This window comes from Streptomyces sp. DH24, assembly GCF_029813775.1.
In the GTDB taxonomy this organism is placed as follows: domain Bacteria; phylum Actinomycetota; class Actinomycetes; order Streptomycetales; family Streptomycetaceae; genus Streptomyces.
Window position 1 is genome coordinate 1 of record NZ_JARVKW010000161.1, and the last position, 239, is coordinate 239.

Below are 239 nucleotides of genomic sequence, written 5' to 3' on the forward strand. Positions count from 1 at the left end.
AGGTCCGGCGTAGAGGGTAAGACCCCCGTAGCTGAAACATTAGCGGCTCGTTTGAGAGACACCCAAGTAGCACGGGGCCCGAGAAATCCCGTGTGAATCTGGCGGGACCACCCGCTAAGCCTAAATAGTCCCTGGTGACCGATAGCGGATAGTACCGTGAGGGAATGGTGAAAAGTACCGCGGGAGCGGAGTGAAATAGTACCTGAAACCGTGTGCCTACAAGCCGTGGGAGCGTCGGA

1 rRNA gene is annotated in these 239 nt (G+C 57.3%); it reads left to right on the plus strand.

The features are described from left to right. Positions 1–239: ribosomal RNA gene (locus tag QC282_RS32305) — 23S ribosomal RNA — on the plus strand; the annotation flags it as partial.